20 protein-coding genes are annotated in these 24210 nt (G+C 62.3%); 12 read left to right on the forward strand and 8 right to left on the reverse strand.

All coding sequences use genetic code 11. The annotated features are described in order from the left end of the window. The first annotated feature begins 13 nt into the window (after positions 1–13). Entirely contained in the window at positions 14–886 is an 873-nt protein-coding gene (trxA, locus tag HX869_RS10405) for a thioredoxin (RefSeq protein WP_003209995.1), read from the forward strand. A 3-nt stretch (positions 887–889) separates the two neighbouring features. On the opposite strand, the gene HX869_RS10410 is transcribed toward trxA, so the two are convergent. Beyond that, positions 890–1237, reverse strand: a complete 348-nt coding sequence (locus tag HX869_RS10410; RefSeq protein WP_003209997.1) for a hypothetical protein — start codon at positions 1235–1237, stop codon at positions 890–892. 135 nt (positions 1238–1372) lie between these two features. On the opposite strand from HX869_RS10410, the gene HX869_RS10415 reads away from it, so the two are divergent. From HX869_RS10415 to HX869_RS10435, 5 genes are all read left to right on the forward strand, one after another. Continuing rightward, positions 1373–1984: a DUF2796 domain-containing protein gene (locus HX869_RS10415; RefSeq protein ID WP_178903054.1), complete on the forward strand. Its 612-nt coding sequence runs from the start codon at positions 1373–1375 to the stop codon at positions 1982–1984. A gap of 148 nt (positions 1985–2132) precedes the next feature. Beyond that, the gene (locus tag HX869_RS10420; RefSeq protein ID WP_008436477.1) at positions 2133–2843 is read left to right on the forward strand and encodes an ABC transporter ATP-binding protein; all 711 of its coding nucleotides are present in this window, start codon (positions 2133–2135) and stop codon (positions 2841–2843) included. A gap of 1 nt (position 2844) precedes the next feature. Next, the gene (locus HX869_RS10425; protein WP_003210004.1) at positions 2845–4110 is read left to right on the forward strand and encodes an ABC transporter permease; all 1266 of its coding nucleotides are present in this window, start codon (positions 2845–2847) and stop codon (positions 4108–4110) included. An 11-nt stretch (positions 4111–4121) separates the two neighbouring features. Beyond that, complete coding sequence (locus HX869_RS10430) at positions 4122–4643, forward strand: DUF3299 domain-containing protein (protein ID WP_177068930.1); 522 nt, start codon at positions 4122–4124, stop codon at positions 4641–4643. 96 nt (positions 4644–4739) lie between these two features. Then, positions 4740–5438 (forward strand): OmpW family protein, encoded by a 699-nt coding sequence (locus HX869_RS10435; RefSeq protein ID WP_178903055.1) that lies wholly within the window; start codon positions 4740–4742, stop codon positions 5436–5438. A gap of 98 nt (positions 5439–5536) precedes the next feature. Here HX869_RS10435 and HX869_RS10440 read toward each other — a convergent pair whose 3' ends face one another. The 4 genes from HX869_RS10440 to HX869_RS10455 all read right to left on the reverse strand — a co-directional run bounded on the left by HX869_RS10440 (position 5537) and on the right by HX869_RS10455 (position 9715). After that, on the reverse strand, positions 5537–5899 hold the full coding sequence (locus tag HX869_RS10440) for a response regulator (protein ID WP_177008878.1): 363 nt from the start codon (positions 5897–5899) through the stop codon (positions 5537–5539). Between the two features lie 6 nt (positions 5900–5905). After that, entirely contained in the window at positions 5906–7366 is a 1461-nt protein-coding gene (locus tag HX869_RS10445) for an ATPase domain-containing protein (protein WP_178903056.1), read from the reverse strand. A 90-nt stretch (positions 7367–7456) separates the two neighbouring features. Next, on the reverse strand, positions 7457–8581 hold the full coding sequence (locus HX869_RS10450; protein WP_177040894.1) for a PAS domain-containing hybrid sensor histidine kinase/response regulator: 1125 nt from the start codon (positions 8579–8581) through the stop codon (positions 7457–7459). A 243-nt stretch (positions 8582–8824) separates the two neighbouring features. Further along, a complete protein-coding gene (locus HX869_RS10455) occupies positions 8825–9715 on the reverse strand; it encodes a sugar nucleotide-binding protein (protein ID WP_008436463.1) in 891 nt (296 codons plus the stop codon). A gap of 461 nt (positions 9716–10176) precedes the next feature. On the opposite strand from HX869_RS10455, the gene HX869_RS10460 reads away from it, so the two are divergent. Further along, on the forward strand, positions 10177–14457 hold the full coding sequence (locus HX869_RS10460; protein ID WP_178903057.1) for a DEAD/DEAH box helicase: 4281 nt from the start codon (positions 10177–10179) through the stop codon (positions 14455–14457). Positions 14458–14588: 131 nt separating this feature from the next. On the opposite strand, the gene HX869_RS10465 is transcribed toward HX869_RS10460, so the two are convergent. Next, positions 14589–16703: a mechanosensitive ion channel family protein gene (locus tag HX869_RS10465; RefSeq protein WP_102369996.1), complete on the reverse strand. Its 2115-nt coding sequence runs from the start codon at positions 16701–16703 to the stop codon at positions 14589–14591. A gap of 177 nt (positions 16704–16880) precedes the next feature. Here HX869_RS10465 and HX869_RS10470 point away from each other — a divergent pair, with 177 nt between their 5' ends. From HX869_RS10470 to HX869_RS10490, 5 genes are all read left to right on the forward strand, one after another. Next, complete coding sequence (locus HX869_RS10470) at positions 16881–18083, forward strand: MFS transporter (protein ID WP_008436460.1); 1203 nt, start codon at positions 16881–16883, stop codon at positions 18081–18083. A 213-nt stretch (positions 18084–18296) separates the two neighbouring features. Then, entirely contained in the window at positions 18297–19223 is a 927-nt protein-coding gene (locus HX869_RS10475) for a DUF72 domain-containing protein (protein ID WP_178903058.1), read from the forward strand. Further along, positions 19220–19996: an endonuclease/exonuclease/phosphatase family protein gene (locus tag HX869_RS10480; protein ID WP_003210026.1), complete on the forward strand. Its 777-nt coding sequence runs from the start codon at positions 19220–19222 to the stop codon at positions 19994–19996. The genes HX869_RS10475 and HX869_RS10480 overlap by 4 nt, the downstream gene beginning before the upstream one ends. Next, positions 19993–21291: a cardiolipin synthase ClsB gene (gene clsB / locus HX869_RS10485; protein WP_003210028.1), complete on the forward strand. Its 1299-nt coding sequence runs from the start codon at positions 19993–19995 to the stop codon at positions 21289–21291. The genes HX869_RS10480 and clsB overlap by 4 nt, the downstream gene beginning before the upstream one ends. Further along, complete coding sequence (locus HX869_RS10490) at positions 21269–22249, forward strand: lysylphosphatidylglycerol synthase domain-containing protein (RefSeq protein ID WP_177021471.1); 981 nt, start codon at positions 21269–21271, stop codon at positions 22247–22249. Before clsB ends, HX869_RS10490 begins: the two co-directional genes overlap by 23 nt. Here the strand turns inward: HX869_RS10490 and HX869_RS10495 are convergent. Then, positions 22236–22988 (reverse strand): S9 family peptidase, encoded by a 753-nt coding sequence (locus HX869_RS10495; RefSeq protein ID WP_003210032.1) that lies wholly within the window; start codon positions 22986–22988, stop codon positions 22236–22238. The two genes, HX869_RS10490 and HX869_RS10495, sit on opposite strands and share 14 nt — an antisense overlap. Next, positions 22978–24087: a DUF3182 family protein gene (locus HX869_RS10500; RefSeq protein ID WP_178903059.1), complete on the reverse strand. Its 1110-nt coding sequence runs from the start codon at positions 24085–24087 to the stop codon at positions 22978–22980. Before HX869_RS10500 ends, HX869_RS10495 begins: the two co-directional genes overlap by 11 nt. Between the last annotated feature and the right edge of the window lie 123 nt (positions 24088–24210).

Raw genomic sequence — 24210 nt, forward strand, 5'->3', positions numbered from 1 at the left:
TTCGAGATTCCCCATGAGTGAGCCCACGCCGTACATCTTCGATGCCACCACCGCCACCTTCGATCAGGCGGTGATCCAGAACTCCTTCGAAAAACCCGTGCTGGTGGATTTCTGGGCCGAGTGGTGCGCGCCGTGCAAGGCGTTGATGCCGATGCTCGCGCAGATTGCCGAGAGTTATCAGGGTGAGTTGCTGCTGGCCAAGGTCGATTGCGATGCCGAGCCGGACGTGGTCTCGCGCTTTGGCATTCGCAGCCTGCCGACCGTGGTGCTGTTCAAGGATGGCCAGCCAGTGGATGGGTTTGCCGGTGCGCAGCCTGAATCCGCCGTGCGCGCGATGCTGGAGCCCCATGTGCAGATGCCACCACCGGCGGCTGCCGATCCACTGGAGCAGGCCCAGGCGTTGTTTGCCGAAGGCCGTATCACCGACGCCGAGGCCGTGCTGGTCACCCTGCTTGGCGAAGACAACACCAACGCCGCCGCGCTGATCCTGTACGCACGCTGCCTGGCCGAGCGCGGTGAACTGGGCGAAGCGCAAACCGTGCTCGACGCCGTCAAGAGCGATGATCACAAGGCCGCACTGGCCGGCGCCAAGGCGCAGATCACTTTCCTGCGCCAGGCCGCCGACCTGCCGGACGCCGCAGACCTGAAAGCCCGCCTGGCGCAAAACCCGCAGGATGACGAGGCGGTGTACCAACTGGCCGTGCAACAACTGGCGCGCCAGCAATACGACGCCGCGCTGGATGGCTTGCTCAAGCTGTTCATCCGCAACCGCAGCTACAGCGAAGGCCTGCCCCACAAGACGCTGTTGCAGGTGTTCGAACTGCTCGGCAACGATCATCCGCTGGTCACCGTGTACCGCCGCAAGCTGTTCGCCGCGCTGTATTAAGCCTTACTCGATCCAACTGTACAGCGGCGTATCCCCGCCGCTGGCTACCTTGACCTTGGCGCTATGGCGCAGGCGCACCAGCAGGCGCTTGCCCGCCGAGGCGCTGCCGGCCAGGCCTTCCAGCTGATCAAGCAATTCCAGGCCGTTGAGTTGCCCGGCCTTGCGCAGCAAATCCTGGGCGGCCTGCCACAGGCTCTCGTCCAGGTTACCCGCCGCCGGCGTCACTACCGGTTCCGCACTCGGGGTTTTGCTGGCCTGCAACTGCGCGCCCAGCCGGGCCCAGTCGCCGTCATCCAGCTCCAGGGTCAAGTCCACCGGCAGGTCACCGACGGTTCCACGAATTCTCAACATCGCACTTACTCCCGCACTTTTCTGACGAGCATGCTCCCACGCGTCTTGCGCTACGCCAAGCAGGCGGTCAAACTCCTCGCAAAATTGTTATAAGATCACATAACAAAACTTTCATCTTTGTCCGGGAGCTCCACCATGCGCCGTTTGCTGCTCGCTTTGCCGTTTGCCCTGTTGCCACTGGCCATCGCCCAGGCTGCCGACGAGCACGACCATGATCACGAGCACGGCAGCCTCGGTGCCCACGAACACGGCGTGGGTCGCCTCAATGCGGTGCTCGACGGCCAGGCCCTGGAGCTGGAACTGGACAGCCCGGCGATGAACCTGGTGGGTTTTGAACACCTCGCCACCACCCCTGCCGACAAAGCCAAGGTCGCCGCCGCCCGCAAGCAACTGGAGCAACCTTTGGTGCTGTTCAGCCTGCCCAAGGCCGCCGGTTGCGTGATCAGCACCCAGGAACTGAACAGCCCGCTGTTCGGCGACAAGCCTGAAGCCGACCACGATGAAGACGATGACGACCACGCCACCGATGGCAAAGGCGCCGCCGCCCACGAACATCACCACGACCACAGCGAAATCCACGCTCACTACCAGTTCACTTGCGCCACGCCGACCGCCCTGAGCAACCTCGACCTGACCCAGGTGTTCAAGACCTTCCCCGCCACCCAGAAAATTCAGGTACAACTCATTGGCCCGAGCGGCCAGCAGGGTGTGGAAGCGACGGCCACAGCAGCCACCCTGAAACTCTGATGTAAACACCACACTGTAGGAGCTGGCTTGCCTGCGATGCAGACGCCGCGGTGCTCCAGAAACACCGCGGTGATGCCATCGCAGGCAAGCCAGCTCCTACAGTTGATCGGTGTCATCATCCAAATCGAGCCAGACCACTGACCTCCCTATGACCCAAGCACTTATCGAACTGTCTGACCTGGGCTTCAATTGGCCCGGTCACCCACAGTTGCTGGACATCCCCACGTTCCGCCTGGAGCCGGGGGAAACCCTGTTCCTCAAGGGCCCCAGCGGCAGTGGCAAGACCACCCTGCTGGGCCTGTTGGGCGGTGTGCAAAAGCCCAGCCGCGGCAGCATTCGCCTGCTGGGCCAGGAGCTAACCGAACTCTCGGCCGGCGCCCGCGACCGTTTCCGGGTCGACCACACCGGCTACATCTTCCAGCAGTTCAACCTGTTGCCGTTTCTCTCGGTGCGCGAGAACGTCGAATTGCCCTGCCACTTTTCAACGTTACGGGCGCAGCGGGCAATCCAGCGTCACGGCAGCGTCGACCAGGCTGCCGCGACCTTGCTCGCCCACCTGGGCCTGAAGGACAAGAGCCTGCTGGAGCGCCGCGCCGACTCCCTGTCCATCGGCCAACAACAACGGGTGGCCGCTGCCCGTGCGCTGATCGGCCAGCCGGAGCTGGTGATCGCCGACGAGCCGACCTCGGCCCTGGACTACGACGCCCGGGAGGCCTTCATTCAGTTGCTGTTCGCCGAATGCCGCGAAGCAGGCGCCAGCCTGTTGTTCGTCAGCCATGACCAGAGCCTGGCGCCGCTGTTCGACCGCAACCTGTCGCTGGCCGAACTCAATCGCGCCGCCACGCCCGCAGAGGTTTGAGATGTATTTGTTTCGACTAGCCATGGCCAGCCTGGCTAACCGCCGCTTTACCGCGATCCTCACCGCCTTCGCCATCGCCCTGTCGGTGTGCCTGTTGCTGGCGGTGGAACGGGTACGCACCGAAGCCCGCGCCAGCTTCGCCAGCACCATCAGCGGCACCGACCTGATCGTCGGCGCGCGCTCCGGCTCGGTGAATTTGCTGCTGTATTCGGTGTTCCGCATCGGCAACGCCACCAACAACATTCGCTGGGACAGCTACGAGCACTTCGCGGCCAACCCGCAGGTGAAATGGGCGATCCCGATTTCCCTCGGCGACTCCCACCGTGGCTACCGCGTGATGGGCACCAACGAATCCTATTTCGAACACTACCAATACGGCCGCCGGCAGAACCTGGAACTGGCCAGCGGCCGCGCCTTCGCCACCGATCCATTCGAAGTGGTGCTCGGCGCCGAAGTGGCCGACGCGCTGCATTACAAGCTCGGCGACAAGCTGGTGCTGGCCCACGGCGTGGCGGTGGTCAGCCTGGTCAAGCACGATGACAAGCCCTTCACCGTGGTCGGCATTCTCAAGCGCACCGGCACTCCGGTGGACCGCACACTGCATATCAGCCTCGGCGGCATGGAAGCGATTCACATCGACTGGCACAACGGCGTACCGGCCCAGGGCAAAGGCCGGATCAGCGCTGATCAGGCCCGCAACATGGACCTGACGCCACAAGCCATCACCGCGTTCATGCTCGGTTTGAACAACAAGATTTCCACCTTCGCCCTGCAACGGGAGATCAACGAGTTCCGTGGCGAGCCGATGCTGGCGATCCTGCCGGGCGTGGCGCTGCAAGAGCTGTGGAGCATGATGGGCACGGCTGAAAAAGCGCTGTTCGTGATCTCGCTGTTCGTGGTGCTGACCGGCTTGATCGGCATGCTCACCGCGATCCTCACCAGCCTCAACGAGCGCCGCCGGGAAATGGCAATCCTGCGTTCAGTGGGCGCGCGGCCCTGGCATATTGCGACCTTGCTGATCTTCGAAGCCTTCGCCCTGGCATTGTCGGGCGTGATCGCCGGCGTCGGGCTGCTGTATGTGTGCATCGCCGCGTCGCGCGGGTATTTGCAGGCCAACTACGGCCTGGACCTGCCGCTGTCGTTGCCGAGCGAATATGAATGGACCCTGCTCGGCGGTATTCTCGTCGCAGCCCTGCTGATGGGCAGCGTGCCGGCCTGGCGCGCCTACCGGCAATCGTTGGCCGACGGCCTGTCGATACGTTTATGAGGAAGCTGTTGATGCGTCGCGTCGTGCTCGCACTGTTACTGCTGGCGGCCCTGCCCGTGTGGGCTGAAGACCAGCCCAAGGACCTGTCGTGGCAGGAGATGATCCCGCCGGACGCGCCGCCGGAAATCCCCAACATGAAACCGCTGCACGACTTGTCGGGCATGGCCGATGCGTTGTCGGTGGAGTCAGCGCCGGCCGCCAAGCAGGACCTGCCCAACGCGCCAGTCGTACAGAGCCTGGACGGTAAGCACATCCGCCTGCCGGGTTATATCGTGCCGCTGGAAGTAAGCGAGGAAGGCCGCACCACGGAGTTCCTGCTGGTGCCGTATTTCGGCGCCTGCATTCACGTGCCGCCACCGCCGTCGAACCAGATCGTGCATGTCAAAAGCGAAGTCGGCGTGAAGCTCGACGAGTTGTATCAGCCGTACTGGATCGAAGGCCAGATGCAGGTCAAACCGTCCAGCAGTGAACTGGCCGATGCCGGCTACCAGATGGATGCCGACAAGATCTATGTGTACGAGTTGCAGGAATAACCCGTGATTGCGCTTTCATTGAGCTGAGTCAAAAGCTCGAACGTTACGATCTTTACCATTGGACACAAGCAATTAATAACGTCCTTTGGAGCTCCCATGAACAAGTCCCTGCTCGGCGCGTCGCTTGTCGCGCTCGCCCTCGTCGCCCCTGTTGCCCACGCTCACGAAGCGGGTGACATCCTGATTCGCGCCGGTGCCATCACCGTCAACCCGAAAGCGGACAGCAGCAGTGTCAAGGTTGACCAGGGCCCGCTGGCCGGGACCAACCTGGGCGGCAAGGCGACCATGAGCAGCGACACTCAACTGGGTTTGAACTTCGCCTACATGTTCACCAGCCACTGGGGTATCGAACTGCTGGCGGCCACGCCGTTCGAACATGATGTGAAGATTAAGAACACCGCCCTGGGCGCTGCCAACGGCAAGCTCGGCTCGCTGAAACACCTGCCGCCGACCCTCAGCGTCGTGTACTACCCGCTGGACAGCAAGTCGGTATTCCAGCCGTACATCGGCGCCGGTATCAACTACACCTGGATCTACGACGAGCACGTTGGCGGTCGCGCCCAGGAGGCCGGCTTCAGCAACTTCAAGGCGGAAAACTCCTGGGGCTGGGCGGCGCAGATCGGTGCGGACTACATGATCAACGACAAGTGGATGATCAACGCCCAGGCGCGCTACATCGACATCAGCACCAAGGCCACCGTGGACAACAACGCCCTGGGCCAGGGCACTCGGGCCAAGGTGAATGTGGATGTTGACCCGATGGTGTACATGGTCGGTATTGGCTACAAGTTCTAGGCTCTACCCAAGGCCCTGTTGTACAGGGCCTTTTTTGTGAGGCTTCCCATGGAGGCAAGCGCCAATCAGAAGCCACGCACACGCCCGTGTGCTGCGAATCAGGCTTCAGCCAGGAGCTGGCGAACTTCAGCGATGACCAAGTCAATGTTGAACGGCTTTTTCAACACTGCATTGAACAAGTCCGACCGCTCCATACCAATATGAGCCTGGGCTCCGCTGATCAGGATGATGGGCAAGTGATTGACTGCCGGCAGGGCGCGAACCGCTTCGGCAAACTCCAGGCCGTCCATGACCGGCATCATGAAATCGGTGATGATCAACGCTGGCCGCTCGCGCTCCAGTACCTCGAGTCCTTTCTGGCCATTGCTCGCTTTTACGACCATGTACCCCTCATCCTCCAGCGCATAGCCGAGAATGTCAGCGATCAAATACTCGTCGTCGACGACCAGGATGGTGGTCATGTCAATTCAACCCGAATCAGAGACTTTGGACGTTGAGCCCGGCCGCCAGGAATCATCAGCGACAGCCAATGCATTTCTTGATGCCTTCTTCAAGTCAACGCCGTGTTCATGGATTACCACTTCAAGAAGCGAAGGATCGTAGAAGCTGTCTCGTACCTTAAGAATCGAAAGCATTCTTCTTAGTTCAGATTGAATCTCGAAGAAACGCATCAGCAGCAGGTTATCGACAATACTGGACAGGTCCGGGGTCGGAGAGCTGACCTCCGAACCAAAAACGTCACGCATCTCCCATGAGGCAAACACCGTTACGCCACGGGCACGAAGCTCGCTCATCAGGGCGCTGTAGAAATCAGTGATACGTGCCGGGTTCGTCGACACTCGGGTCATGCCGCTCAAGCTGTCGATGAACAGGCGCTTGATGCCCTTTTCCTCAACCATTTTCAGCAGCCGTGCGCCGAGACCGTCGATCAGGCCTTCTGTCGTGGGTTGCCAGGCAATATTCAGCGCACCACTTTCTTCCATACCCTTGATATCAATCCCCAGCGATTGGCCTTTGAGACGTAACCGCTGCGGGCTTTCATAAAAACCGAAATGCAGGCCCGGCGCTTCCACTGTCGACTCTGCGAGAAACCTGAGCCCCAACGTAGTTTTCCCGACGCCGGAAGGCCCCATGACGAGGGTAACTGAGGAACTGTGCAGGCCACCGCCGATGATGGCGTCCAGCGAACCGATGCCGCTGGTGATACGCGTCAGATCAGCACTGTCAGGTAAAGACGGATGGCTGTAGAGGCTTTCCAGACGCGGATAAACCACCAGGCCATCGTCGGTGATTTCACACTCGTGCAATCCGGTCAGTGCACCACTGCCGCGAGTCTTGCGCAGTTGAATACGGCGCACTGAACGGCTGCCGTGAAGCTCTTCACCCATCTCGATCACACCATCAACCATGGTGTGCTCGGGACTGCCGTCGTCCAACCGGGAACTGGTGAGAAACAGCACCGTACAACCGGCGAACGCAGCGTGCCCTTGCAGCTCGGAAATGAATTTCTTGGTGTCGATGGGCGAGTCAGCCTTGGAGCGTGCATTGAGCAAGCCATCGACCACTAACACGGTGGCCTTCTGGCGACTGATCTCACGCCGAAGCAGCTTGACCACTTCATCGAGACCGTCGTTCTCAAGGGTGTCAAATGCACTGACGAACTGAATTTCGGCCCCCACCCGGGAAACATCAAAGAAGTTCAGGGTCGAGAGGAACTGAAATAAACGGTCGTGGGATTCGGCCAGCAACGTGGCCACCAGTACACGGCCCCCATTGCGCGCATGGTTAAACCCCAGCTGATTGGCGAGGATGGTTTTACCGGATCCCGGGCGCCCCTGGATGATGTAGGAGGCACCTGCGACTAGCCCACCCTTGAGCAGAGCATCCAGCCCTTCTATTCCGCTTTGAAGGCGATTTAGCTTTTCCACAATGCAACCCTGATGTGAACAACAGGCTCTTGAGCCGAAGGTTTACGATGCTAACTCCATTTGTGCAATCGGGCTATCCACTCAGCCCGTTCAAGCGCGGGGCAAATAAAGCGTGAACGTACTTCCCTGACCAGGACGACTCTCTACCCTGATCTCCCCCCCTGACTGCTTGGCAAAACCAAATACCTGGCTGAGCCCCAACCCGGTTCCCTGGCCGTTGCCTTTGGTGGAGAAAAACGGTTCAAAGATTCTGTCGAGGTTGAGCGGTGCGATACCCGAACCATTGTCTGTGATGGAGACGGCAACGTAACTTCCGTTCATAAGGGCATGACCATTGGACGCAGGGATAAGGTCCATCGACTCAACACGGATAACCACCTCACCGTGATCAGGCATGGCGTCTCGGGCATTCATGAGCATATTGAGAATGGCGGTTTCAAACTGTTCTGGGTCAACGTGAACAACGCAGGGTGCTGCTGTGGACTCGATGCGTACGTTGATGCCTGTGCCAACCCGCAAAGCAATCGTATCGGCCATGGCCAACGTGCTTGAATTGACGTCCAGCGGTGCGGGATGGAGGGTTTGCCTGCGAGCGAAGGACAGCAATTGGCTGGTGAAGTGAGAACCACGCTTTACCGCCTCGGAAATGGCTTGCACCAGGCGCAGCCGCCGCTCTTCCGATACTGAAGGACGCTTCAAAAGATCTGCTGAAGAACGGATCACCGTCAGCAGGTTGTTAAAGTCATGAGCCACGCGGCCCGTTATCCGCCCCAGCGCTTCCATGTTTTGCGACTGCAGTAACTGCTCCTGGGTCGCATCCTGAACGGTTCCCGTCATCGCGACGGGGTGACCGTCATCGGCGTAACGGGCTCTGGCACACACGTGCAGCCAGCGAGTTTCACCGTGGGGCGTGACGATCCGGTAGTGAACGTCGTAGGCGCAGCGTTGAGCGATCGAGTGATCCCATGCGTCAGCCACTCGGCCTCTGTCTTCGGAGTGCACCAGGCGCTGCATGTGTTCATAACTGAACGGTATCTGTGGTTCGAGTCCGAAGTTGAGGCGGCAAGTGGCCGAGGTCTTCAGCTCGCCCGTCGTCAAATCCAGGCGCCATATACCAAGCCCGGCGGCACTCAAAGCGAACTGCAGGTCGTGCGCTTCCTCATACACATCATCGTAAGGCGGCGGCGAACCATTCACCGGAGAGTTTGTTGCCATGATGGGTAGGGCTCCTCTTTTAGGCTGCCCATGGCTGGATGGGCGAAGTCTTCTTCTGAATGCAGACTTTTGCTTTTGCTGAACGAGCCGTAAGCACAATCAATCCCTATTGGCATGGATGACCGGGCGCACCAAAGGTTTCAAATTTTTCGTATGCCGTGGCGCATCCGACTTGCCAACACATATCACTTTTAACCGTCCGCGCACCGCCACAAAAAAAGGCGCCTGTTTCAGGCGCCTTTTTTATGTTTGACCGTGTCGATAGAACCGATCGAGCAACGCCGGCAGCCCGGCCCGCCATGCCCGTGGCTTGATGCCGAAGGTGTGGAGGATTTTCTTGCAGGCCAGCACCGCGTGTTGCGGCTCGTCGGCTGCATCCGGACGGGCGGCGTGGGCCTGGGCGGTCGGCGCTTCCACGGCCAGCGGGTGGAAGTTGCGCGCTTCGGTCAGGATCGCCTGCCCCAGCGCCAGCGGGGTGGTCGCTTCGTGGCCGGCGTAGTGGTAGGTGCCCCACAGCGGCGCGGCGCAATCGAGTTGCTTGAGCACCGAAATGATCACCCGCGCGGCATCGTCCACCGGCGTCGGGTTGCCCCGGCGGTCGTCGGCCATCAGCAGCTCATCAGGTTTTTCGGCACGGGCCAGGAAGCGCCCGAGGGTGCCGTCGACGCTGTCATCCAGCAGCCAGCCGAAACGCAACAGCACGTGCTGCGGGCAGGTGGCGCGTACGCTCTGCTCGATGCGCCACAACGCCTGGCCTCGAAGGCCCAAGGGCACGGGTTCGTCTTTTTCGCTGTAGGCGGTGGCGCGGGAGCCATCGAACACCCGGTAGCTGGACGGTTGCAGCAGGGTGATGCTGTGGTGCTGGCACAGTTCAGCCAGGCGCTCGATCGCATATTCCTGGGCGGCCAGGCGTGTCTCGCTGACCGTCTCCGCCTGAAACCAGTCGAAGTAATAGGCGAGATTGATCAAGGCATCGGGACGGGTGTCGTCGAGCAGTTGCGTGAGGCTCGCGGCATCCCAGCCGTCTTGGGGCGGGCGCGGGGCGAGGAAACCGATGTCTTCCTCCGCACCGAGGCGAATCAGCGCCTGCCCGAGGGCATTCCCGCCGCCCAGTAACATAAGGCGCATTCGCATAGATTGAGCAGGCCCGGTCTGTTTGGAACGATGGTTATTATCGACAGGCTTGTGAGCCATGCCGTTGGCATTTGCCAGAATCGTTGCATTTTGCGGGTTTGTAGCGCAACCGTCACTTATAAAGTGCGCCGCCGATTGCGGCCGGGGGGCTTTAGGCAGAGAGAGCCTTTTTATGGCTAGGGAGCATGCAGTGGCTAGGGGCCTTGCAGTGGTCAGGGAGCTTGCTGTGGCCAGGGAGCTTGCTGTGGCCAGGGAGCTTCTTGTGGCGAGGGAGCTTGCTCCCGCTGGGCTGCGTAGCGGCCCCAAAAAAGCGGGAGCGCTGCGTACTCCAGCGGGAGCAAGCTCCCTCGCCACTGCAAGCTCTCTCGCCACAACAAGCTCCCTTACCGCAGCAAGATCCCTCACCACAGGGAATGCATCCCGGGGTTGCAAGTTGCCGGGGCCGGCCGCATAAATTGGGGATGAACCTTCCAGAATCAACGGACACGGTCTTGAACGGTTTCCACCCCGCCGTCAGCACCTGGTTCCGCAGCACGTTCCCGTCGGTGACCGCCGCCCAGGCCCAGGCGTGGCCGCTGATCCGCCAGCGCCGTTCCACACTGATCGCCGCACCCACCGGCTCCGGCAAGACCCTGACTGCCTTTCTCGCGGTGCTGGACGATCTCGTGCACCAAGGCCTGGCCAATGGCGGCCAACTGCCAGACCAAACGCTGGTGGTCTACGTCTCGCCCCTGAAGGCTCTTTCCAACGACATCCAGATCAACCTGCAAACCCCGCTGGCCGGCATCACCGAGCACTTGCAGCGCCTCGGCCTGCCACCGCTGGCGATCCGCACCGCCGTGCGTACCGGCGACACCCCACAGAAAGACCGCGCCCTGATGCGCAAGCACCCGCCGCACATCCTGGTCACCACCCCGGAATCGCTCTACGTGCTGCTCGGCTCGGACTCGGGCCGGCAGATGCTTGCCAGCACCCGCACGGTGATCGTCGATGAGATCCACGCCATCGCCGCCAGCAAGCGCGGCAGCCACATGGCCCTGACACTGGAGCGCCTGCAGGGTTTGTGCAGCGAACCGCTGACCCGCATCGGCCTGTCCGCCACGCAAAAGCCCATCGAGGCGGTGTCGCGCTTTCTGGTGGGCACCGGCCGGCCTTGCGAGATCGTCGATATCGGCCACGCACGCCCACGGGACCTGGATATCGAAGTGCCGCCGGTGCCGCTGTCGGCCGTCATGGCCAACGACGTGTGGGAGCTGGTCTACGACCGCCTCGCCGAACTGGCCAGGCAACACCGCACCACGCTGATTTTCGTCAACACCCGGCGCCTGGCCGAACGCCTGGCCCGGCACTTGAGCGAGCGCCTGGGCAAAACCGCCGTCGCCGCCCACCACGGCAGCCTCGCGAAGGAAATGCGCCTGGACGCCGAACAACGGCTCAAGGCCGGTGAGCTGCAGGTGTTGATCGCCACTGCGTCGCTGGAACTGGGGATTGATATCGGCGATGTCGACCTGGTGTGCCAGATCGGCTCGCCCGGCTCGATCAACGGTTTTCTGCAACGGGTCGGACGCTCCGGGCATCAGGTCGGCGGCACGCCCAAGGGCCGGTTGTTCGCCACCACCCGTGACGACCTGATCGAATGCGCCGCCCTGCTCGACTGCGTGCGCCGGGGCGAGCTGGACACCTTGCTGATTCCGGTTGCGCCGCTGGATGTGCTGGCCCAGCAGATCATCGCCGAAGTCAGCTGCCAGGAATGGCAGGAACAGGCCCTGCTCACGCTGATCCGCCGCGCCTCGCCCTACGCCGAGCTGGATGAGCGTCACTATCAGGCACTGCTGCAAATGCTCGCCGAAGGCTACAACGGGCGCCAGGGTCTGCGCAGCGCCTACCTGCACCGCGACGCCATCACCCGCACCCTGCGTGGCCGGCGGGGCGCCAAGCTCACCGCCGTGACCAGCGGCGGCACCATCCCCGACAACGCCGACTACAGCGTGCTGCTTGAGCCGCAAAGCCTGAACATCGGCAGCGTCAACGAAGACTTCGCGGTGGAAAGCATCGCCGGCGATATCTTCCAGCTGGGCAACACCTCCTACCGCATCCTGCGAGTGGAACCCGGCAAGGTGCGGGTCGAGGATGCCCACGGCCAGCCGCCGACCATTCCGTTCTGGCTCGGCGAAGCACCGGGGCGCAGCGCGGAGTTGTCGTTTGCCGTGGCGCGTTTTCAGGGGCAACTGGACGCGCTGCTGGGCGCCACGCCGGGTAACCTGCAACCGGCGCTCGATTGGCTCACCGGCACCCTCGGCCTGAACCTGGCCAGCGCCGAACAACTGCTGGATTACCTGGCGCGGGCGCGGCTGGCGCTGAGCGCGCTGCCGTCCCAGGACACGTTGATCATGGAACGGTTTTTCGACGAGTCCGGTGGCACCCAATTGATCATCCACACGCCGTTCGGCAGTCGCATCAACCGCGCCTGGGGCCTGGCGCTGCGCAAGCGGTTTTGCCGCACCTTCAACTTCGAACTGCAAGCCGCCGCCAGCGAGGATGCGATCGTGTTGTCGCTGTCCACCAGTCACAGCTTTGAGCTGGACGAAGTGTGGCGCTACCTGAACAGCAACACGGCCGAGCACATCCTGATCCAGGCGGTACTGGATGCACCGCTGTTCGGCGTGCGCTGGCGCTGGAATGCCGGGGTGGCCCTGGCATTGCCGCGCTACACCGGTGGGCGCAAGGTGGCGCCGCAGATCCAGCGCATGAAGAGTGAAGACCTGATCGCCAGTGTGTTCCCCGACCAGATCGCTTGCCTGGAAAACCTCGCCGGCGAGCGCGAAGTGCCCGAGCATCCGCTGGTGGAGCAAACCCTCGACGACTGCCTGCACGAAGCCATGGACAGCGAAGGCTGGCTGACCCTGTTGCGGCGCATGGAGCGCGGCGAAATCCGCCTGATCAGCCGTGATCTGCCGGCGCCGTCGCCACTGGCAGCAGAGATTCTCAGCGCCCGCCCCTACACCTTTCTCGACGACGCTCCGCTGGAGGAGCGCCGCACCCAGGCCGTGCTCAACCGGCGCTGGAGCGATCCGCAAAGCACCGATGACCTTGGTGCGCTGGACGCCGAAGCGATTGCCGGTGTGTGCGAGGAAGCCTGGCCGGCGCCCAATGGCCTGGACGAGATGCATGAAGCGCTGATGAGTTTGGCGTGCATTGCCGAATCCGAGGTCACGGCGCAGTGGGCCGAATGGCTGCAAGCCCTGGCCGACGGTGGGCGCGCCAGCCGATTGCAGATCGGTACCGGCCAGGCCGTTTGGGTCGCTCTGGAGCGCTTGAGCTGTTTGACGGCGATCTACCCGAATGACCTGCCGCTGTTGCCCGGTTTCGATGAGCTCTGGACCTTCGATGAAGCCTTGGTGGAAGTGCTGCGGGCGCGCCTGAGCGGCTTCGGCCCACTGACGCTGATCGAGATCGCCGCGCCCCTGGCCTTGCCGGTGGCCGACGTATCACAGGCACTCGCGCGGCTGGAGAGCGAAGGCTACGTGCTGCGCGGCCGTTTCAGCCCCGGCGCCAGCGCCGAACAATGGTGCGAACGTCACCTGCTGGCGCGCATTCACCGCTACACGGTCAAGCGCCTGCGCCGGGAAATCGAGCCGGTGGCGTTGCAGGATTTCATGCGTTTTCTGTTCGACTGGCAGCACCTGTCGAACGGTACCCGCGGCCAGGGCAGCGCCGTGTTGCCGCAGATCGTCGCGCAGTTGGAAGGGTACGCCGCAGCCACTTCGGCCTGGGACAGCGATTTGCTCAGCGCACGAATCAAGGATTACGCGCCCCACTGGCTGGACGATTTGTGCCGCAGCGGCAAAGTGGTGTGGACACGCCTGAGCAACAAGGCCGGCGCGACGGCCCTGCGCAGCACGCCAGTGGTGCTGTTGCCCCGCAGCCAGGTGCCATTATGGAGTGGACTGACCGAAGCGCCGGACAGCACCGAGCTGTCGCCCAAGGCACAGAAAGTCCATCAGGCGCTGCGGGAAAACGGCGCGCTGTTTTTCGATGAATTGATCCACGAAGCCCATCTGCTGCGCAGCGAACTGGAAACCGCGTTGCAGGAACTGGTGGGCGCGGGGCTGGCGAACGCCGACAGTTTTGCCGGCCTGCGCGCCCTGACCACGCCGGCGAGCAAACGTCAGGCCCGCAGCAGTCGGCGCGGGCGTGGCGCGTTTGTCGGCGGGATGGACGATGCCGGGCGTTGGGCCCTGATACGGCGGGCGCCGGTGGCGGACGGCACACGTCCGGGGGCTCACTCGGCCGAGACGCTGGAGCATGTGGCGATGACCTTGCTGCGCCGCTACGGGGTGGTGTTCTGGCGCCTGCTGGAGCGCGAGGCGGACTGGCTGCCCAGTTGGCGGGAATTGCTGCGTACGTTCCACCGGCTGGAGGCCCGGGGCGAGATTCGGGGCGGGCGGTTTGTAAGTGGTTTGGCGGGGGAACAGTTTGCGTTGCCGGAAGCGATTCCGCTGCTGCGGGAAGTTCGGCGGCGGCCTCACGATGGAAGCTTGATTGCCGTGTGTGGGGCGGATCCGCTGAACCTCGTCGGTACGCTGCTGCCGGGTAGCAAGGTGCCGGCGTTAAGCGGCAATCGGTTGGTGTACCGGGATGGTTTGCCGGCGGCGGTGGAGATTGCCGGCAAGCAGCAGGTGTTGCTGGAGTTGGATCAGCAGGAGGCCGGGTTGGTGCGGGAAAAACTGATCAGGCGCTGACTTGTGCAGTGCCCGTAATGACGCCTTCGCGAGCAAGCCCGCTCCCACATTCGATCCGGTTCCACCCTTGGAATGCGATCGAATGTGGGAGCGGGCTTGCTCGCGAAGAGGCCGGCGGCCTCAACACAAAACTATTGGGTTCTTGGCTGCTCGGTAAGCACCACCGACGAAGGCACTTCTTCCTCCGGCTCATCCACCTGCTGCCCGACCCGCTGCGGCAGCATCACCTGCTGTGGATAAGTTTGCGCGAAGTGAACAAAGGCACAGTTATCCACAAGCTTTTTCAAGCGCTGGTTAAACGCGCGGCTCACCGCATATTGCCCGCCCGACACCGTGCGGAACTGCGCCGTCAGCACCACGCCGTTGAGGTCCATCTTGTCGACGCCAAATACCTCCAGCGGCCCTTGCAGGTTGTACTTGAGGAATACGTCGTCGCGGATCGACTGCCCCGCCTCGCGAATCAGTTCCACGGCCTTGTCGACATCGGTGTCGTAGGTGAACTGCACCGAGAAGAACGCATAGGCGAATTGCCGCGACTGGTTGGTGACGGCCTTGATCTGCCCGAACGGCACCGAATGCACAAAGCCCTTGCCGTCCCGCAGGCGCAGGGTACGGATGGTCAGCCCCTCGACGGTACCGGCGTGGCCGGAGTCGAGCACCACCCAATCGCCAATCGACAGGGTGTCTTCGATGATGATGAACAGCCCGGTGATTACATCCTGCACCAGTTGCTGGGAGCCAAAACCAATGGCCAGGCCCACCACCCCTGCACCCGCCAGCAGCGGTGCGACGTTGATCCCCAGGTTGGCCATGGTGGTGATCGCGCAGATCACCACCAGGATGATTTTCACTGCGTTGCGCAGCAGTGGCAGGATGGTTTTCACCCGCGTGCTGGGCTGGCGGCTGGAGCGTTTGTTGACCGGGGGTTTCAATGCTTCCTGAATCGCCGTGTCGAGCACCACCCAGAACAGCCAGGTCACCAGCAGGATCAAACCGATGCTGCTCAGGGAATCACTGATGGCCCGGCCCACGGAGTTGCGCTGGGCAAACTCAAACAGCGAAACGCCCCAGATACGCCCGAGGATTTCGATAAAGGCGATGGCCATCACGATGCGCAACAGCGCGTGCAGCAGGCTGAGGAAACGTTCCTTGTAGGCACTGCTGCGCTGCACCGCCACCGTGCTGCGGGACTGGAACAGGTGCTGCAACACCGTGCTGAGAAACACCGTGCCGATCAGCAGGATCGTGGTGAACAGTGCGCAGCGCAGGGCTTTCTGGCTGTCGTCGCCGGCGCCGATCAGGTTGATCGCCGACACCAGCACCATCAATAGAATCGGCCAATACCACAGGCCGGAAAACACCCGCAGGGATTGCTGCACCGCCGGGTGTTTCAAGCGCTGGGCCAGGGGCCGGTTGCGGATCAAATGCGCCACCGGACGGCGCAGGCGAATCACCAGCATGCCGAAGATCACCGAGGCAAACAGCCCGGTGAAGATCGCGACGCTGGCGGTGATATTGCCCCCCAGTTGGCGGGCGATCTGTGGGCTGGTCAGCGCATCGCTGAGGGCGGCAAGGAAGCCGATCAGGAACAACGGCTTGGGGCAGTAGTCCCGAATAATCTGCACCGCCGGGCGCTTGTGGCCGACGTTGAACATGACGATCACGCACAACAGGATCGAGGTGGAGAAAATGCCGCTGCTGGTGGCGTAGGCAAAACACAGCGCCAGCGCACGGCCCACCGAGGTGGGCAGGAAGTGGCTGACGTAGAGCGTCAATGGCAGGCAGATAAGCGCTGGTATCGTGTAGGGAATCAGGTAACCCAGCAACGCCTGGAGGCGCTGGCGAGGTGCGATATGCCGCTGCAGGCTCAGGCGCTTGACGATAAAGCGCCCCAGCAGGGTCAGCGCGGCGAACGCGCCGATCCACACCCCGGACAACAACAGGAAATCCCCGGCCACGCTCCACGAGGAACGTTCGGACGGCTGGTTGACCAGCTTGTCCACCTCATCCGCCGCCCGGTCGGCCCGCAGCCGCCAGGCGTCGACCAGGTTCTGGTTGAGGTCGAGTTTGTCCTGCACATCATCGATGCTGGAGCTGATGGCGCCGAGCAGGCCGCCTTCTACCAACAGTTCCGGCTGGGCCGGGGCAGCAGGCGCAGGAGCCGCGGGGGCAGTGGCCGCTTGCAGCGCACCGCTGCCGCAGAACAGCAGCGTGCCGAGCAGTAGCACAGTCTTTAAATTCAACAAAACACCGGGCTCCTTCAGAAGGGTCTGTAAGGAACTGACGGGTTTGACGCCTGATCGTTCCCCGCAGACTTCGATCCGTGCGCCCCAGGCAAATATCAAATGCCAATACCTGGCTTTTTCCGCACAAGCCGAACCCCGAGACTGCGCTCCTGATTGAAACCCACCGGAGTTGCAGCCATGCCCATTGCCTTGCTCGCGCTGACCCTCAGCGCTTTTGCCATCGGGACGACCGAGTTCGTCATCGTTGGCCTGTTACCCACCATCGGCGCCGACCTTGGCGTCAGCCTCCCGTCCGCCGGCCTGCTGGTCAGCCTCTACGCCCTGGGCGTGGCCATCGGCGCGCCGGTACTCACCGCCCTCACCGGCAAAGTGCCACGCAAACTGCTGCTGTTGTCGCTGATGGTGCTGTTCACCCTCGGCAACCTGCTGGCCTGGCAAGCGCCGAGTTATGAGTCCCTGGTACTGGCACGGATCGTCACTGGCCTGGCCCACGGGGTGTTCTTCTCGATTGGCTCCACGATCGCCACAAGCCTGGTGCCCAAGGAAAAAGCCGCCAGCGCGATTGCCATCATGTTTACCGGCCTGACCGTCGCGTTGGTGACCGGTGTGCCACTGGGGACGTTTATCGGCCAGCACTTCGGCTGGCGCGAAACCTTCCTCGCCGTCTCGGCCCTGGGCTTGATCGCGTTTATCGGCAGCCTGCTCTACGTACCGAAAAACATCGCCCACAGCAAACCCGCGTCACTGTTGCAACAACTGCAAGTGTTGAAACAACCACGGCTGCTGCTGGTGTACGCCATGACGGCGGTGGGTTACGGCGGCTCGTTCATCGCGTTCACCTACCTGGCGCCAATCCTTCAGGACATCTCCGGCTTCAGCGCCGGCACCGTCAGCCTGGTGTTGCTGGTGTATGGCATCTCGGTGGCCATCGGTAATATCTGGGGCGGCAAGCTGGCCGACAAACGCGGCCCGATCAGCGCCCTGAAAATCATCTTTGCCCTGCTCGCTGCCGTGTTGTTTGTACTGACCTTTACCGCAGGCAACCCATGGCTGGCCCTGGCCACTGTGCTGGTGTGGGGCGCGGTCGCTTTCGGCAACGTGCCGGGCTTGCAGGTGTATGTGGTGCGCCAGGCGGAACATCACACGCCGAATGCGGTGGACGTGGCCTCGGGCCTGAACATCGCGGCGTTCAACCTGGGGATTGCCGGTGGCGCGTGGGCCGGCGGCCTGATCGTCGCCCACATGGGCTTGATCCACACGGCGTGGATTGGCGGCTCGGTGGTGTTGGTGGCCTTGGCGCTGACGGCCTGGAGCGGGCGCCTTGACCGGCTGGGGCCGGTGTATGCCGAGAGCTCGACCCGGGTGGTTGGCGGGCACTGATCCCGCAGCGATAAAGAACCCAATGTGGGAGCGGGCTTGCTCGCGAAAGCGGTGTGTCAGTCAACAGAGATATCGACTGACCCACCGTCTTCGCGAGCAAGCCCGCTCCCACATTTTGAGAGGTGCCGTCTGTAGGACCATCGAAACTTTCTCCCGATCCTCACAGTCATCCAAAAACGGAGGTCACCACACAGTTAACCCACGGGAGTCATCATGGCCGCGATTCATATCGGCATTTCCGGCTGGCGCTACACGCCCTGGCGGGGGGATTTCTACCCCGAGGGCCTGACCCAGAAGCGCGAGCTGCAGTTTGCCTCACGGGCGGTCAACAGCATCGAGATCAACGGCTCGTTCTACGCGCTGCAAACACCCAAGCGCTATGCCGAATGGTATGGCGACACGCCTGAAGGGTTTGTGTTCAGCGTCAAGGCGCCGCGCTATATCACGCATATCCTGCGGTTGCGGGAGGTGCACAAGCCGATGGCGAATTTCTTCGCCTCCGGGGTGCTGGAACTCAAGGAAAAGCTCGGGCCGATCCTCTGGCAGTTCCCGCCCAGTTTCAAATTCGACCCGCCGTTGTTTGAAGCCTTTCTCGCCGAATTACCCACTACTACCCAGCAGGCCGCCGCCCTCGCCCGCGAGCATGAGCCGCGCCTGAACGGCAAGGCGAGCCTGCAAGCCCACGGTAAAAAGCCGCTGCGCCATGCGGTGGAGATTCGCCACAAGAGTTTCGCCGTGCCGGAGTTTGTCGAGATGCTCGACAAGCACGGCGTGGCCCTGGTGGTGGCGGACACAGCCGGCAAGTGGCCCTACCTGGAAGACGTCACGGCCAACTTTGTGTACCTGCGCCTGCATGGGGACAAAGCGCTGTATGCCAGCGGCTATACGCCCGAAGCGCTCAAGCGCTGGGGCGATCGCATCGAACGCTGGAGCCACGGCAAACAACCCGCCGATACACAGTTGATCGACCCGAAGCACAAACCCCGCGCCCGCAAGCAGCGCGAGGTGTTTTGCTACTTCGATAACGACATCAAGGTGCGCGCGCCCTTCGACGCGCGCCAATTACTGCAGCGTTTTGGCCTGGACCAGGCACTGGCCACCGAACCCGGCAAGTTGCCGGACACGGGGGTGTTGCCATGACCCATCCGGAACTGATGCCAACCACGCCCACCGAAACCATCACCCGCTTCAGGGTGCTGACGGTCAATACCCACAAGGGCTTCACCGCGCTCAACCGGCGCTTCATATTGCCCGAGTTGCGGGAGGCGATTCGCAGTGTGGCCGCCGACGTGGTGTTCCTTCAGGAAATCCACGGCACCCATGAACGCCACCCCAAGCGCTACAGTAACTGGCCGAGCATGCCGCAATACGAGTTCCTCGCCGACAGTATCTGGCCGCAATACGCCTACGGTCGCAACGCGGTGTATCCCCATGGCGACCACGGTAATGCGTTGCTGTCGAAATTCCAGATCATCCGCTACGACAATCTCGACATCTCCCAGAGCGGCCACGAAAGTCGCGGGCTGCTGCATTGCGTGCTGCGCTTGCCGGGCAACGTGCAGGACGTGCATGCCATCTGCGTGCACCTGGGACTGCGGGAAGTCCATCGCCAGCAGCAACTGCGCCTGATCGCGCAGCGGGTCGCCGAGATTCCCGCCGACGCGCCGGTGATTGTCGCCGGTGATTTCAATGACTGGCGCCAGCGCGCCGATCTCGCCCACTGCGGGCTGCGGGAAGTGTTTATCGAAACCCACGGCAAGCCGGCCCGCACCTTCCCGGCGCGCCTGCCGCTGCTGCCGCTGGACCGCATCTATGTGCGCAACCTCAAGGTGCATCAGCCCCAAGTCCTGACCAGCCGCCCGTGGTCACACTTGTCGGACCATGCGCCGCTGTCGGTGGAGATCGAGTTATGAACAGCGCACCGCTGGAAAAGGTCGCGGTGGAACACATCGCGACCGACCAACCGCCGGACGATGCCGTGGCCCGGGACCTGGATTACGGCTGGCAGAGCGGTAACCAGATCGAGTTGCTGGAGAACGGCGAGGCCTACTTTCCCAAAGTGTTCGAGGCGATGCGCCAGGCCCAGCGGGAGATCTTGCTGGAGACGTTTATCCTTTTCGAAGACAAGGTCGGCCACGAGCTCAAAGGCATTTTGATCGAGGCGGCGCAGCGTGGCGTCAAGGTCGTCGCCAGCCTCGATGGCTTTGGTTGTGGTGAGCTGACACCGGGGTTTCTCAGCGAATTGAGCCAGGCCGGCGTGACCGTGCAGATGTTCGACCCGGCGAGCAAGACATTGGGTTTTCGCACCAACTGGTTTCGCCGCTTGCACCGCAAGATTGTGGTGGTGGATGCCAGTGTGGCGTTTATCGGCGGGATCAATTTCTCGGCGGATCACCTGGGGGATTTCGGCCCCGAGGCCAAGCAGGATTATGCCGTGCAGGTGCAGGGCCCGGCAGTCGCCGACCTGCATCATTTCGCCCTCGCACAAAGTGGCCGGCGTGTGCGCAAGCGGCGCGGCTGGCGGCGCGAGCAACGCCCGTCGCCATGGGCTGCCGGCGAAGGCGATGGCCTGGTACGGCTGATCTACCGGGACAATCTGCAACACCGTACCGATATCGAAGAGGCCTACCTGCACGCCCTGCGCAAGGCCGAGCGGCGGGTGGTGATCGCCAACGCCTATTTCTTTCCCGGCTACCGCCTGCTGCGGGAAATTCGTAATGCCGCGCGGCGCGGCGTGCACGTGCAGTTGATCATGCAGGGCCAGCCGGATGTGCTGCTGGCCAAGCTGGCGGCACGCATGCTCTATGACTATTTGCTCAAGGAAGGCGTGGTGATCCACGAGTACTGCCAGCGTCCGTTGCACGGCAAGGTGGCGCTGGTGGATGAAGAGTGGAGCACGGTGGGTTCGAGCAATCTCGACCCGCTGAGCCTGTCGCTGAACCTGGAGGCGAATGTGCTGGTTCGTGATCGTGCCTTCAACCAGCAGTTGTTCGAGCGCCTGGAATATCTGAGCCAGAACCACTGCAAGACCATGCCGGAAAACCGCGCGCCTCGCGGCTGGTTCTGGCGGGTGACCGTGGGTTTCGTGGTGTTCCATGTGCTGCGGCATTTTCCGTCGTGGACCGGCTGGTTGCCGGCCCACAAGCCGAGGTTGAAACCCTTCGTTCTTGAGGAGCGTGCGGATCATGACCCAAGCTCGCATCGCTGAAGAAAGCGCTCGCCCCGGCTTCTTGAAACGCTGGAAAAAACCGCTGACGGTGGTGTTTTTCCTGGTGCTGATCGTGTTGTTCACCCTGCTCGCCCGGCGTATCGACTGGAGCGAAGTGCTCGACACCCTGGGCGACTTCAAGCTGCGCACGCTGCTCATCGCGGGTGCGCTGACCCTGTGCAGTTTCCTGGTGTATTCGTGCTTCGACCTGATCGGCCGCACCTACATCCGCCAGCCGTTGGGCTGGAAGCAGATTTTGCCGGTGGGCATCATCAGCTATGCGTTCAACCTCAACCTGAGCGCGTGGGTAGGTGGCATCGCCATGCGCTATCGGTTGTATTCCCGACTCGGGGTGAGCAGCGGGAACATCGCGAAGATCCTCGGCTTGAGCCTGGCCACCAACTGGTTCGGCTACATGGCGATCGCCGGCGCGGTATTCAGCAGCGGGCTGGTGACATTGCCGCCGGGGTGGAAGCTCAGCAGCGGTGCGTTGCAAGGCGTCGGCGTGCTGTTGGTACTGGCGAGCCTGGGTTACCTGCTGGCCTGTCGCTTGTCGAAAAAGCGCGCATGGTCGATACGCGGGATTGAAATCAGCCTGCCGTCGCTGCGCATGGCAGTGTTGCAGTTGGCGCTCGGCGCGCTGAACTGGTCGCTGATGGCAGCAGTGATTTTTACCCTGCTGCCCAAGCAGCTGGATTACCCCGTGGTGCTCGGGGTGTTGCTGATCAGCAGCATTGCCGGAGTGGTCACACACATCCCGGCGGGGCTGGGTGTGCTGGAGGCTGTCTTCATTGCCTTGCTGCAGCACGAAGCGTCCCGCGGCAGTCTGCTCGCGGGGCTGATCGCCTACCGCGCAATCTACTTCATCCTGCCGCTGCTGGTGGCCCTGGTGATGTACCTCGCGGTCGAAGCCAAGGCCAAGGCATTGCGCGTGAAGAAAACGCCTACGACTGGATGATGCTCAAGCGCTCGCCCACCACCATCTCGGTAATCCAGTCCACCAGGATCGAGGTGTAGGCCTGCTGGGAAACCGGATCACTCAGGGAATGATCCGCACCGTCGATAATCCGGTGAGTCAGCGAATGCGTCTGCTGGCAGGCGGCGCGGTAGCTCATGATGGTGGCGTGGGGCACGTGGTCGTCGGTCTCCGACTCCACGATCAACACATCACCGGTAAACGCCGCGCAAGCATGCAGGGCGCGATTGGTTTCGGCGTGCACAAAGGTGCCGCGATAATCCATCAGGTCGGCTTTATCGAGGTCGCGCTTGGGCTTGAGCCATTCCTGGTCGCGGTACAGCGCCGGCACCCGCAAAGCCAGCCAGCGCACGGGGCGCAGCGAAGTGAGGATGGCGGCCAGGTAACCGCCGTAGCTGGTGCCCACCACCGCCACCGCCGAGGTGTCGATGGCCGGGTGTGACAACAGGCGGTCGTAGGCCGCGAGCAGGTCGCGCAGGTTGTCTTCGCGGGTGACGCGGGATAACGGAATGCCGTTGCCGGCATGGCCGCGCAGGTCGAATGTAAGGCATACACAACCGAGCCCGGCGATACCCTTGGCGCGTTCCAGGTCACGCTCCTGGCTCCCGCCCCAGCCGTGCACAAACAACACCCCCGGTACTTTCGATTTGGGACTGAGGAAGGTCCCGCTCATCTGTTCGTCGTCGATATCAATGGCAATGGTTTCGCTTCTAGCCGTCATAGGATTTGACCGTCACGTACTTGAGAAGAAAGTCGCTGTTTTCTGCCGGGCCCCGGTACACCTCGATCGCGTCAGCCGGCAGTGGCTGGTCGACGTAGGTTTCTACCGACGAGACATAAATCGCCCGCAGCCCGGGATTGTTGACGAAGCTTTGCAGCGCCGCGACTTCCGCGCTGCTGGCCCCGCCCATGCGCCAGGATTGCTCGAGCACGCCGCTGCGGCGTTGGCCGTCGCTGTCCAGGCCCTGGGCGATATCGTAATTGCGCCGCGAAGCGTAGAACCCGGGATAGGCCTCATCCGCCGCGTTATCGAAGACCTGCGCTTGCTGGATGGCCAGGCGCACGTCATCGGGCAGGTCGAGCTTGAGCAGGTCTTCGTAGTAGCCCTGGACCACCAACAGGTTGGAACCACCATAGACCTCTTCGCCCTGCCCGTCCCGGGTCAGGTATTGATCGCCGCAGTAGCTGATGACGTGATCGCCGATAAAGCTCTGGCCGACACTGTGGGTGACCACGTCACTCAGGTCCTGCTCCAGCACCACGCCGTCGCTGAACAATTGCGCCGCATCAGGGCGCGCGAGGATGGCGTCGAACTCGTCGAGGCTGCGGATCACTTCCTGGCCGCGACCGGCGCAGGCATGCACAGGCTTGAGACGGATCGGCCCGGTGTACAGCAAATGGGTCGCCGCCGGCCGCGCATCTTCCAGGGCGTGCACACTCAACCCATCCAGCACCACATTGCGGATGCGCTCGGAAAAAAGCGGCGACCAGCCTTCGGGCCCAACCGCGTTTTTATTCAGCAAACCGTGGCTGATGGCCTTGGTGCAGATGAAATCGTGATCGACGTAGCCGCCCCACAAATCCTCAGGGCCTTTGACGCCGAATTGCCGCGCCTGGGCCGCGCCGACCAGCGTCTGAGTGGGCAATAGATAGAGGTCGCGCCCACTGTGCAGCTCAGGGTTATAGCTGCCGCCATATTTGAGCCCGAGGACGTGCGCCAGCCAACGGGCCAGCGCGCGGTTGGTTTCGACTTCGTGCAACGGCGCGTGCGGGCGAATCGAATGCGCCACAACGATTTTTTTGCGATTTGTCGGGGTCATGCGTCCCCCTTGGCTGTTATGCCATGTGTGTAGGGAGACGGTTGCAGGGATCAAGCCAAGGCGGCATTTATCCAAACGCGCGGGGAATCAATCAGTTGCGGGAAAAGCGATAGCACTTGGCCT

Origin of the sequence: Pseudomonas sp. P7779, assembly GCF_013386315.1 — a bacterium.
Classification (GTDB): Bacteria; Pseudomonadota; Gammaproteobacteria; order Pseudomonadales; family Pseudomonadaceae; genus Aquipseudomonas.